This is a genomic window from Klebsiella sp. Q2, from assembly GCF_009900705.1.
GTDB classification, from domain to species: Bacteria; Pseudomonadota; Gammaproteobacteria; order Enterobacterales; family Enterobacteriaceae; genus Klebsiella; species Klebsiella quasipneumoniae.
Genome location: NZ_JAAABE010000001.1, coordinates 462,846 through 473,572, shown reverse-complemented (window position 1 = coordinate 473,572; position 10,727 = coordinate 462,846). Strand labels below are relative to the sequence as shown.

Sequence of the window (10,727 nt, the reverse complement as noted above, 5' to 3'; positions counted from 1 at the left end):
ACCATCCAGGAGGAATTTTATTATGGCGATGTATGAAGTCGGCACCGTCACGGGTGCAGCGTCGCAGGCACGGGTGACAGGTGCGACAACAAAATGGTCACAGGAGGCGCTGGGGATACTGCCCGGGTCGATTCTGGTGGTCTACCGCAGCGGTAGTGCTGACCTGTATGCGATCAAATCTGTGGACAGCGACACGCAACTGACGCTGACCCGGAATATCACCACCGCATTTTCCGGTGCCTGTTACGGCATTATTACCGCTGAAACCGCCAGCACCTCGTCGTTTGCTAACCAGCTGGCCAGCGCATTTGCATTCTGGCGTAGTGTGGTGGAGGGCTGGTCGATGGCCCTGACCGGCAGCGGCAATATCACCCTGACTGACCCGATCACCGGAAAGCAGGTGACCGTACCGGCGATAGCCGGGATGGCGAAGGCATCGGATCTTAACGCACTGGCAAAACTCACTGGAGGAAACGACCTCGACGGCTCGCAGGTTATAACCAGCGATAATGCCGGTTTTATTCTTGGCAGGAACAACGATATTGGACTGGTCAAAAAATCAGGCACCTACGGGAAGCTGATGGTGGGCAGCGGAACGCGCTTCAGCGTGGTGAAAGGAAATAAGGCGACCATCAGCCCTGAAGATACCCAGACGGAGATTATGGGGGTCGATAGCGCCGGCAATCTGGCTGTTCCGGGCAACATCAGCGCGGGGAAATATTTTGCGCAGGCCATTGAGCTATCGATGAGTACGCCATACATCGACTTTCATTTCAACGATAGTACCGCCGATTACACAACACGGCTTATCGAGAACGTAGCAGGTGAGCTGACTCTCGAAGGGGCCTTTATGTGTAAAAAGCATCTATACGCCTGGGGAGCACTCATGGCGAGAAGCGTTGCCCCGAGCAATCCAGCGAATGGACAACTGATCACCGGCGCACCGTTCCAGTCGATGATTCAAGGGCGTGGCGGCTTTGGCGATGCCCGTGGTGCGGTAGCAAACTATTATGTTGAGGAGTCTGTGGGTTCGGAGCACAGGGCGGTTGTCTATCTCGATGGTTATGGCCGAACTGATGCATGGATCTTCCGTGCTGGCGGCACCATTTCCACTGGCAAAGGGGACGTCCTGACCACCGGCTCAGACGTGCGGCTTAAAGAGGATTTTACGGAATCTCGGGAAGGTGCCTCCAGGCGCATTAACGCGCTGGGGGTATGCGAGTTCAACATGAAGGGTGAAACGCGCCGGAGGCGTGGATTTATCGCCCAGCAGGCTGAAAAAGCTGACGATCTGTATACTTTCCTCGGCATCGAGCAGGAGATTGATGGCGAAAAATTCAGAGTGATGAATGTGGATTACACGGCAATCATCGCCGATTTTGTGACCGTGGTACAGGATTTGCTTAGGCGAGTTGACGCCCTAGAAAGTTGAGGAGCATAAAAAATCCCCCGGAGGCACTTGCCGGGGGCAACTGAAACGACATTAATTGCTGTGTACATCACAGAATAATTTGAAGTAAACGATAAGTAAGTTCAAGTAAACTTCTACTGGTCAGATGTTGTGTCGTTTTTTAATAACCTACCAAAATTAATAATGCAATAGTGCTAAATCCTGTTGGGTTTTCATGTTTAAGGATTTAAAACTAAAGTATTACTTTCCATCAGATAGAAATCATAAAGATAGATTCAGGGTAATGGATGCTAAATATTATTATTGACACGTTTATAATTAATTGAGGTGCAATCTTGTAATTTTTACACCCATGTTATAAATTTGTAATGCAGGGCGGTTTTATCTTGTTATTTAGTGGGTTGTAGTGATATCGGTTCTTAGCGATTTTTAATAGGCTTTCTATGTTAACAAATTTCCCGGATGAAAAATACATTTCTGATAGAAATTCATCGTTTATTAAACGAGTATATTTTTTACGTCAGATAGGTGTCGTTCTTTGCTTTCTCCCTATATACTCTGTCCTCCAGGAGCAGTCACATCAAAAAATAACAATAGCCTTGTTAATTCTTAATGCACTCATCTGGCCATCGGTTGCTTATCTGGCAAGCATGATGTCGAAGGATATGCTGGGTACTGAAAAAAAGAATATGATACTTGATTCATTCTGGGCTGGTATCTGGATAGCCGTAATGCAAGTTAGTCCAATTCCATCATTATTCATAATTTCAGTTCAAATAGCTGATCGCTATGCTGCTGGTGGATGGAAAATTTTAAAACCAGCATTAACGTGTATGATGATTAGTTTCCTGACAGTTTGGTTAGCAAATGATTTCAGATATACGATTGAATTCAGTACCCGAACGGTATTGCTTTCTTTACCCTTGGCAACCTGCTATCCCATTGTATTGAGTGTGGTTTCAAGACATTTATCTATAAAGTTGAGGAAAAGAAGGGAGTTACTGGAAAAGCAGGCCCTGATGGATCCTGGTCTAGATCTTCCAAATCGCCGTTTTTTTGAGCAGAAAATGGAAAGTGCTTTTCGTGCGACGCGTAAAAAAAGAATTCATTCATATCTTATGCTCATTGATGTTGATAATTTTAAAAAAATTAATGATACCTATGGTCATGAAGTAGGCGATGCGGTGTTATCTCGTATATCAACAATATTACGAGAGTGCGCTGGTGTGAAGGACGTGCCAGCAAGGATTGGTGGCGATGAGTTGGCTATTATTGTTAACAACAGTAATAACAAGCTTGTTATAGCTATGGTTCATTTAATTCAAAAAAATATTAAAGATCTTTCATTGCCTTCCCACAAAGATATGTACTGTACTGTCAGTATCGGTATTTCTTGTGCAGAAAATAAAGAATCAATCATCGAGTGGATCAAAGAGGCTGATGAAATGCTATATGAAGTTAAACGTAACGGAAAGAATGGATATTGCATGCCAAATAATTGAAGAAGATATGATTTCTTTTCTCATGATTTTATACATATATATGTTTAAGAACGTTTATTATCCACAATTGTAACAAGGATAAATCTCTTCGAAACCATAAGCGCCTTTCAACTTACATTGGACATCTGCCACCCAAGTCATTCGCGTAATGCAACTATCTGATCCAAATAGCTTTAATATTGAAATCATGTTTCTTTTTTAACCTACCTTTTCATTTGATTTGAATGATCGATCGATACTCAAAGTATGATAGTTTTTACCTATCATTAGATCGTTATCGATCATTTTAAACTATTTCTCTTTCATATTTAATTATGACACGATTAGGATTATTCTTAGTTCCGGTGTTTTTTTAATGATAAAGAACAGTGTGGAAATAGAATCCTGTAGATTTGTTTTAGAACCATCTTACAAAAAAGATGGTTCTGTACATTCTTGGGAAATTCTCACGAAAAATGTTAAAAAAAAGAATGCTAATGGTTATCTTGCTAATGAAAGTGCTTTTTGTTTCAGCACACTAAGTGACAAAGAAAAAATCGATTTGTTTAATAAACAGATATTGACAATTGAAGAAATTGATGCTTCTAAATTGAAGTTAAAGCCAGTTTCGTTGAATGTTGACAGCCTAATTAGCGATTATATCTTGAATGATAAATATATTAGCGATTACTTAAAAAAACAAAAAAACATTGCCTTTGAGATTAACGAAGAGTTTCATGAATTTAATACTAAATGCTGTATGATTGACTTAAAGTGTCTTTCGAAATTGTGTCCAGTATGGCTGGATGATTTTGGGAGGGGTTTAACAAGTATTACAATTATTCAGATGTTTAATTTTGAATGTATAAAAATCGATAAAGATTATTTCTGGGAAATACAGTATGAGAGTAAATTATTTAAGATATTAAATGAAGTAAAATCATACTGCAATTTCGTAATTGTTGAGGGAGTTGAGACAATAGAACAAAAAAATAAAGTACATTCTGTTGTTGATTGCGCTTGCCAGGGAAGGTTGTGGATGAGCGATTACTATTATGTCGAGATTTAAAATAAATGATAACAAAAGATAAAAAATGTCCATTTTGTGGTGCATATTTAATTGCTGAGGACCACTGCCAAAGTTGCCATGCATTTCAGATTAAAGGATATGTATCAAGAGACGCTCGCACAAGAATTAATTTGGTATCTATCGGCACGTCTTTACTGGTTGCGCTCTTTGGAATCTTAGTTGTGTTTCTGGTATCTTTCGGTATCGGTGCATATATTGCTATAATTGCGTTTTCTCTTGTTTTTTATTTTATTATGAAAAAGATTCTTTATTTAAAAGAAGAGAAAAAAGGGAAGATGGTTTGGAAAAGAGCAATAATCACATGGTAGATAATTATTAAAATAATATTATAGTGATGGTGCTTTCAATGAAAGCCTCGAATTTCGAGGCTTTTTTATAGTATTTTTATAATGCTTTCAAAGCATGAATTAGAACATCCGAAATATTTAACCCGACTCACAGGGAGTGAGTATTATTGGCTAATAATTCACCCTCCAGATGAGCTGAAAAACTCAAAGCCAGTTATCAAAACTGAAAATATACTAATGAATTTCAATAGGTTAGGGCTTAGGCTAAAAACATTAACCACATATCAAAAACACCTATTTTTCTTTTTAAATCAATAAGTAATGATGTTGTTAGTTAACTACTGCTGCGCCACATGCAGTGGTTCGAAGCCGCAGACCTGATCGTTAAAGGCATGGAAGGCGCTATCGCTGCCAAGACCGTGACCTATGACTTCGAACGTCTGATGGAAGGCGCTAAACTACTGAAATGTAGCGAGTTTGGTGACGCGATTATCGCGAACATGTAATCCCGTTAGTGGATTAAGTTAAAGCGGGAGCCGATGGGCTCCCGTTTTTTTATCGCATTCAGGCCGTTATTTTGCCGGACACTCGCTGCGCGGTAGCATGGTCGATTTCCCGCAACACAATGTCCATCAAAGCCATGCGCTTACAACAGGGCTAGCTCAGTTTACCGCGAGATCGCAAGTGGGTATGGATTGAACGCCAGGGGTCTTACTGATGGCCCGACCGGCTTAAACCGGTGCCGTTCGGCGAAAATGTGATGTAGCCTAAACTCAGGCTATCCACCCACCTTCAGATTAAACAGCCGGGACAGCGCCGCTCTGCCGCTATCCGTCACTTGCACTTCCCGATATGCCGGCGCGCGGGTTATCCATCCTTTCTGCTCAAACAGCGCCATCACCGCCGAACCGGCGTCGCCTCCCAGATGAAAACGTCTTTCGCTCCAGTCAAGACAGGGGCAACAAGGCTTACGTCGCGGGCGAGCGTTAAGTACCGCGCCCAGGCTTTCAAGCTGGGTTTTACCGGCTGACGTCAGGGACTGCCCATCGGCCGCCAGCCATTTTTCCCGCAGCATAAACTCATAAATCTTCACCGCCAGTTCGCCCGCCAGATGGTCGTAGCAGGTGCGAGCGTAGCGAAGTGTCACCGGCGTGCTGGTGGCCAGCGCCTTATGCGACTGCATTGAGACGCCCATCAGGTTTTCCAGTAGCGCGGCGATATGCGCGCCCGCCAGGCGGTAATAGCGGTGACGCCCCTGCGCGAGACACACCACCAGCCCGTTGCTGAGCAGTCGGGCAAGATGCCCGCTGGTGGTGGAGGCAGACACCTCGGCAACCGTACTGAGTTCGGTTGCCGTCCATGCGCGCCCATCCATCAGCGCGCAGAGAATACTGACCCTTGACGGGTCAGAGAGGGCGGAGGCCACCATCGCCATCGCGGTTTCCAGTGCCGCCTCTGGCTCACTGTCTTGCTGCGTTTTCAGGAGATTCATTCAGAAAGTATGGCCCATTTTTTGGTCACTTCCGCTGCCCGGGTGTCATCATCGGTAATGAGAATGAGCCGGTTACGGTGGTCGCTGTACTGTACCAGAATATTAATGCCATTGCGGGCAAGGGTGTCTGCGATGTCGCCCAGTTCCCCTGGTCGTTCCTGAGGTAACTTTCTGATCAGAGGACGGCATACACTGCTGACGGCAAAACCGGCCTCGGTCAGTACCCTGCGGGCTTTCTCACCGTCTTCCACCAGAAAATGCGCATGTCCGGCATCAGGCGTGGTGAATACGCCACCGCCTTCGAGCCCCACGCCGTTGTTACCCAGCGCCATACCCATTGCGCCAAGCGAGCCCGGCGTGTTGCTGAGAATCACGTGAATGTCATACATCTGGCTGTGCTCCCCGATCCGATGCGTAATCCCGGAACACGCGGGCAACGCGTATTCTGTAGTATGAAAAAATCGATGCTTTGCCTTCGCGCTGGGCAGCCAGATGCCGCTCATTTTGCTGCCAGTTGGCCACCGATGCTTCATCTTCCCACCAGGATAGCGAGAGGATTTTGCCGGGCGAATTCAGGCTCTGAAAGCGCTCAATGGCAATAAACCCCGGCGTGTCTGAAAGCAAAGGCGTCAGCCCGGCCGCAAGCTGTAAATATCTTTCCTGTGCTTCTGGTAAGGCGTCGGCCTCAAAAAGTACCGCAATCATAAGTCTGCTCCGTGGTGAATGTCCGTGCAGTCTAATGACGACCAGAGCAGGATGCTTCGGCGTGCAGCGAAGTGTGGCTGAGGTTGGATACCCCAGCCACATTTCCTGCGCACCGGATGATCGCGCCAGAAACGAGTTACTCTGCGTTAAAGATAATAAATTCAGGCTGGTAGCTGACCGGGAAATTGACCGATCGGGCGATAAAACAGACGTGATGGATCTGCTGATGAAGGGCCGCGGCGGCGTCGAGATCGGTACCTGGTAATACGGTGATTTTAGGCCGGAGGGTAGCAGAAATAAAGCGACCCGCGCCCCCTTTTAATACTTCACCCGTTGCCACCGGCGAGTCCTGATATTCCATGACCGTAATGCCGGCATCTGAGGCCAGATGTAAGTACCACAGCATGTGACAGGCAGAGAGAGAAGAGAGCAGGAGATCTTCCGGGTTCATTTTGCCGGGATCGCCGCCCAGTAATGGATCATTTGAACAATGAATGGGTTCTTTTCCCTTTACCGCGATATCCCAGGTCCGGGCATAAGCCTTGTAACCCGAGGTACCCGTGCCCTGATTGCCGGTCCATGTGATATGACTGGTATAAGCATGTTCCATTGGTTTGCCTTTCTCTATAGAGGGATGAATTTCTTCACTGCGGTATCGTCCAGTTGCATTGCCTGAACGAAGCCGCAGGTAGAATCGCAAGGTTGTCATGACGTTGGCTCGAATGGTATAATGGTATACCATTTATGAATGATGTAAAGAGAGCCAAATGAACGCTGCTACCCGTTCGACCGCCGATATCCTTGCCAGTGAGTTAAAAATCTTAATCAACAAGGGGGCATTGCGAGATGGCGACCGGCTTGTGGAGCGCGACCTGGCCTGCCAGTTTTCTGTCAGCCGTATCCCAATGAGAGAAGCGATACAGCAGCTTGAGCGCGAAGGTCTGGTTGAGATTTTCAGAAATCGTGGCGCGGTGGTGAAAACGCTGACGGCCGCAGATGTCGATGAAATTTATCAGCTGCGGGCACTCTTGGAAGGTGAAGCCATTTTTCATAGCCTGGAGAATATGGACCCGGAAACGCTTGCCCGGGCAGAGCTGGTGCATCAGCTGCTGAGTAGCGCTTCTGAACCCGAGCTGCAGGGGAGGTATAACCGCGAGTTTCATGAACTGCTGTATCGGAAGTGTAACAATCAGCGCCTGTTGAAGATGATCGGTGAATTGCGCGAGCAGATTGAAAGATATGAGCTTTTTCAGAACAGACTGCTGTCGGATACGCTGAAATTCCAGGATGAGCATCAGCAGATCCTGATGGCCTGCCAGCAAAATAATCCACAGGAGGCTCGGGCATATACTGTGAAACATATTCTTTCAGCAGGTGAAATCCTTCGCGCCTATATTGTAAGCCGTTAATGGTTGCGTAAAGCGGCTGCGTTGTTCACGCATAAATTGCCATCCGTCTCAGCTCAATGCTATAAGAAAAGAGCCGTTTTAATGGCGCTTATGTTTTATCTGTAAGGAATAAGTGAAGGTCAGATAATGATTACGTCAGTGCAGCCAACCACCACCGTCACCACCACGACCGTAACCTGCGGTGGTGTGGGCGTATCTGTGACCGGCTCCTGACAAACAGATCCTCACTCCCCGCCAATGTGGACGGGGAGAGACCTCTCCGTTCGTGACAGACTGAATGGAGGCCCATCATGATTTCATCTGAGCATGCCCTGTTAATTATCGATATGCAGCAGGGGCTTTTCCGTGGCCCGGTTTCCCCGTATCAGGCCGATGCGCTTCTGGCGAACGTTTGCCTGCTGATTGAAAAAGCGAGACAGGCTGAGGTGCCCGTCTTCTTTGCCCGCCATACCGGAGCTGACGACTCTCCGTTCTCCGCGCAAAGTCCATTAACTCAACTGCTGCCTGAGATGGGTGTTAACGGCGAGCGGGATATCGTCTTTATTAAAAAGTACCCTTCCTGTTTCCAGCAAACTGACCTTGCGCATCAGCTCGCTCAGGCCGGCGTAAAACAGCTGGTTATTGCCGGGATGAAAACCGAATTCTGCGTGGACACGACCTGCCGAGCGGCATCGGCGCTGGGATTACGGACGGTGCTGATCTCAGATGCGCACTCAACCATGGATAACGAACGTTTATCAGCGCCTGACATCATTGGCCATCACAATGTCACCCTTGCCGGGCCATTTGTGACGCTGTCGACCGCCGCAGAGTGGCGCTTTTCGGCAGCGAAATAAGGATGAAGAAAGGGAGCCCGAGGGCTCCCTTTCGCTACGCCTGCTCATCCGGTTTTACTGCCCATGGCGGCGCAGGGTGGAGGCGGGGTGGCGCCGGAGCGCCTCTTCGGGACGCACAGGGCGCCGCACCAGTTCGCCGCCGCAGTTCGGGCAATGGCCGTTAAGCCGCGCCGTCATGCAGTCCTGGCAAAAGGTGCACTCGAACGAACAGATAAACGCTTCGCGTGAGTCTGGCGGCAGATCTTTATCACAGCATTCGCAATTCGGGCGTAACTCGAGCATTTCCTTCCCCTGTGGTTAACGGCTGTATCAGCGACGGCCGGCCAGCGCATGCTGTTTTTATAGCACGGCGCAGACTGGCCTCCGAGGGATTTCGCTGCGTTAATCTCCGCCTCAAAGCGTTGCCTTTCCGGGCTGCATCCCCGGCACGAGGATCACTTTGCGGCATGCCTCTTCACGTTTCTCAAAGATCTGATAGCCGCGCGCGGCCTCCTCCAGAGGCATATGGTGAGTGACAATCTCCTCCGGGGTGAGCAACCCTTGCTCAATAAGCGCCAGTAGATCCGGCAACCAGGCATGGACGTGGGTTTGCCCCATTCTGAAGGTCAGCCCCTTATCAAAGGCATCGCCAAACATAAATCCGTGAATGAAACCGGCGTAAACCCCGGGCACGCTGACGATGCCGCCGCGGCGCACGGCAGCGATGCACTGGCGCAGCGCTTTCCCGCTGCTGCCCTCGATTTTCAGGGTGCTGAGGACGGTTTCCGTAAGGCTGCCTTTCGCCTCGAAGCCGACGGCGTCAATCACCGCATCGACGCCGCGATGGCCGGCGGTGTTGTCGATAATCCACTGCGCCGGATCGTCATGGTGGTCGAAGTTTATCGGGATCGCGCCATAGCGCCGCTGCGCGAAGTCGAGTCGGTAATCGTTATGATCGATGATAAATATCTGCTCTGCGCCATTGAGCCTGGCGCAGGAGGCACACAGCAGGCCAACCGGGCCGGCGCCAAAAATAGCCACGCTGCTGCCGGGTTTGACCTCGGCGTTTTTTACCGCCTGCCAGGCGGTAGGCAGAATATCTGACAGAAACAGCACCTTTTCATCGGGTAAGGTGTCCGGCACTTTAAACGGTCCGGTATTGGCTTTGGGAACGCGCACATATTCCGCCTGGCCGCCTGGGATCCCGCCGTACAAATCGCTGTAGCCGAACAGGGCCGCCGGTGGCGAAATGCCTTTTCGGTTGAGCGTCGCCCCCTGGCCGCTATTGGTGCTTTCGCAGGCGGCATATTGCTGCAGGCGACAAAAGAAGCAGTCTCCGCAGGCGATGACAAACGGGATAACCACCCGATCACCTTTACGAACCGCGGTGACCTCGGAACCGGCTTCCACCACTTCCCCCATAAATTCATGGCCGAAAATATCACCATGGTGCGTGCCGGGGATCTTACCGCGGTAAAGGTGCAGATCGGAACCGCAGATCGCCGTCGCCGTGACGCGCAGAATAATATCGTCCGGCGCCTCAAGGGCCGGGTCGGGCATGGTGTCGACGCTGACATGATGGGGGCCATGATAAGTGAGTGCTTTCATAAAGTCTTCTCCTGGAGAGAATGGCTGATAGCAGCAGGCGAAAAGGCATTGTGACCTAACGTTATTGCCGCCGATAAACCACAGTAAAAATAAAGCGTAGAGTACTTATAATGGAACTGCGTGATATTCCACTCAGTGAATGTATTCCACGCTTCGCTTATTTAGCGGCTGGTTTGTTGAGGTTATTTTAGGTTATTTGCCTATTCCCCTTATGTATGCCAGGCTTAATCGGGCATGATATTCGCTCCGTTTTATTTTCCAGCCGCTTCCCCAGCGGCTTTTTTTTTGGCCTTAAAAAAAGAAAAAATCTGAATTTCAACCAGACTAAGGGCGTTACTGCCGCTTCGTTATATAACCCAACAGGAGTACTCCGCCGGTATAAATAATTCTTTGCCACAGTGGTGCTCTGTGTGCATTATTTCCCTGAAC

General features: G+C 48.4%; 12 protein-coding genes and 1 pseudogene. 7 read left to right on the top strand and 6 right to left on the bottom strand.

From position 1 onward, the window contains the following. The first annotated feature begins 22 nt into the window (after nt 1-22). The 5 genes and pseudogenes from GT756_RS02515 to GT756_RS02495 all read left to right on the top strand — a co-directional run. On the top strand, nt 23-1,432 hold the full coding sequence (locus GT756_RS02515; RefSeq protein ID WP_160124543.1) for a tail fiber domain-containing protein: 1,410 nt from the start codon (nt 23-25) through the stop codon (nt 1,430-1,432). A gap of 422 nt (nt 1,433-1,854) precedes the next feature. Continuing rightward, nucleotides 1,855-2,913, top strand: coding sequence for a diguanylate cyclase (locus tag GT756_RS02510; RefSeq protein WP_023322373.1), 1,059 nt, complete (start codon nt 1,855-1,857; stop codon nt 2,911-2,913). Between the two features lie 355 nt (nt 2,914-3,268). Beyond that, a complete protein-coding gene (locus GT756_RS02505; RefSeq protein ID WP_021462616.1) occupies nt 3,269-3,961 on the top strand; it encodes an EAL domain-containing protein in 693 nt (230 codons plus the stop codon). Nucleotides 3,962-3,966: 5 nt separating this feature from the next. Then, complete coding sequence (locus tag GT756_RS02500; RefSeq protein WP_123806412.1) at nt 3,967-4,290, top strand: hypothetical protein; 324 nt, start codon at nt 3,967-3,969, stop codon at nt 4,288-4,290. Nucleotides 4,291-4,607: 317 nt separating this feature from the next. After that, nucleotides 4,608-4,775: pseudogene (locus tag GT756_RS02495) on the top strand (isocitrate/isopropylmalate family dehydrogenase); the annotation flags it as partial. 272 nt (nt 4,776-5,047) lie between these two features. Here the strand turns inward: GT756_RS02495 and GT756_RS02490 are convergent. The 4 genes from GT756_RS02490 to GT756_RS02475 form a co-directional block, all read right to left on the bottom strand. Continuing rightward, nucleotides 5,048-5,761 (bottom strand): helix-turn-helix transcriptional regulator, encoded by a 714-nt coding sequence (locus tag GT756_RS02490; protein WP_160124542.1) that lies wholly within the window; start codon nt 5,759-5,761, stop codon nt 5,048-5,050. After that, nucleotides 5,758-6,150 carry an amino acid-binding protein gene (locus tag GT756_RS02485; RefSeq protein ID WP_012542152.1) on the bottom strand — a complete coding sequence of 131 codons (393 nt, stop codon included), beginning with the start codon at nt 6,148-6,150 and terminating at the stop codon, nt 5,758-5,760. Before GT756_RS02485 ends, GT756_RS02490 begins: the two co-directional genes overlap by 4 nt. After that, nucleotides 6,143-6,466 carry an antibiotic biosynthesis monooxygenase gene (locus GT756_RS02480; RefSeq protein ID WP_160124541.1) on the bottom strand — a complete coding sequence of 108 codons (324 nt, stop codon included), beginning with the start codon at nt 6,464-6,466 and terminating at the stop codon, nt 6,143-6,145. The genes GT756_RS02485 and GT756_RS02480 overlap by 8 nt, the downstream gene beginning before the upstream one ends. Nucleotides 6,467-6,602: 136 nt before the next feature. Beyond that, nucleotides 6,603-7,076, bottom strand: coding sequence for an OsmC family protein (locus tag GT756_RS02475; RefSeq protein ID WP_004203707.1), 474 nt, complete (start codon nt 7,074-7,076; stop codon nt 6,603-6,605). A 157-nt stretch (nt 7,077-7,233) separates the two neighbouring features. On the opposite strand from GT756_RS02475, the gene GT756_RS02470 reads away from it, so the two are divergent. After that, complete coding sequence (locus GT756_RS02470; protein ID WP_004203708.1) at nt 7,234-7,875, top strand: GntR family transcriptional regulator; 642 nt, start codon at nt 7,234-7,236, stop codon at nt 7,873-7,875. A gap of 290 nt (nt 7,876-8,165) precedes the next feature. Next, nucleotides 8,166-8,711, top strand: a complete 546-nt coding sequence (locus tag GT756_RS02465; protein WP_048294493.1) for a cysteine hydrolase family protein — start codon at nt 8,166-8,168, stop codon at nt 8,709-8,711. 54 nt (nt 8,712-8,765) lie between these two features. On the opposite strand, the gene GT756_RS02460 is transcribed toward GT756_RS02465, so the two are convergent. Continuing rightward, complete coding sequence (locus GT756_RS02460) at nt 8,766-8,993, bottom strand: DUF1272 domain-containing protein (RefSeq protein WP_004203710.1); 228 nt, start codon at nt 8,991-8,993, stop codon at nt 8,766-8,768. 111 nt (nt 8,994-9,104) lie between these two features. After that, nucleotides 9,105-10,298: a zinc-dependent alcohol dehydrogenase gene (locus tag GT756_RS02455; RefSeq protein ID WP_004203711.1), complete on the bottom strand. Its 1,194-nt coding sequence runs from the start codon at nt 10,296-10,298 to the stop codon at nt 9,105-9,107. Nucleotides 10,299-10,727 lie beyond the last annotated feature (429 nt).

Excerpts from the sequence above, each read along its gene's own strand:
- GT756_RS02515 (WP_160124543.1), top strand. The coding sequence starts at position 23 with ATGGCGATGTATGAAGTCGGCACCGTCACGGGTGCAGCGTCGCAGGCA.
- GT756_RS02510 (WP_023322373.1), top strand. The coding sequence starts at position 1,855 with ATGTTAACAAATTTCCCGGATGAAAAATACATTTCTGATAGAAATTCA.
- GT756_RS02505 (WP_021462616.1), top strand. The coding sequence starts at position 3,269 with ATGATAAAGAACAGTGTGGAAATAGAATCCTGTAGATTTGTTTTAGAA.
- GT756_RS02500 (WP_123806412.1), top strand. The coding sequence starts at position 3,967 with ATGATAACAAAAGATAAAAAATGTCCATTTTGTGGTGCATATTTAATT.
- GT756_RS02490 (WP_160124542.1), bottom strand. The coding sequence starts at position 5,761 with ATGAATCTCCTGAAAACGCAGCAAGACAGTGAGCCAGAGGCGGCACTG.
- GT756_RS02485 (WP_012542152.1), bottom strand. The coding sequence starts at position 6,150 with ATGTATGACATTCACGTGATTCTCAGCAACACGCCGGGCTCGCTTGGC.
- GT756_RS02480 (WP_160124541.1), bottom strand. The coding sequence starts at position 6,466 with ATGATTGCGGTACTTTTTGAGGCCGACGCCTTACCAGAAGCACAGGAA.
- GT756_RS02475 (WP_004203707.1), bottom strand. The coding sequence starts at position 7,076 with ATGGAACATGCTTATACCAGTCATATCACATGGACCGGCAATCAGGGC.
- GT756_RS02470 (WP_004203708.1), top strand. The coding sequence starts at position 7,234 with ATGAACGCTGCTACCCGTTCGACCGCCGATATCCTTGCCAGTGAGTTA.
- GT756_RS02465 (WP_048294493.1), top strand. The coding sequence starts at position 8,166 with ATGATTTCATCTGAGCATGCCCTGTTAATTATCGATATGCAGCAGGGG.
- GT756_RS02460 (WP_004203710.1), bottom strand. The coding sequence starts at position 8,993 with ATGCTCGAGTTACGCCCGAATTGCGAATGCTGTGATAAAGATCTGCCG.
- GT756_RS02455 (WP_004203711.1), bottom strand. The coding sequence starts at position 10,298 with ATGAAAGCACTCACTTATCATGGCCCCCATCATGTCAGCGTCGACACC.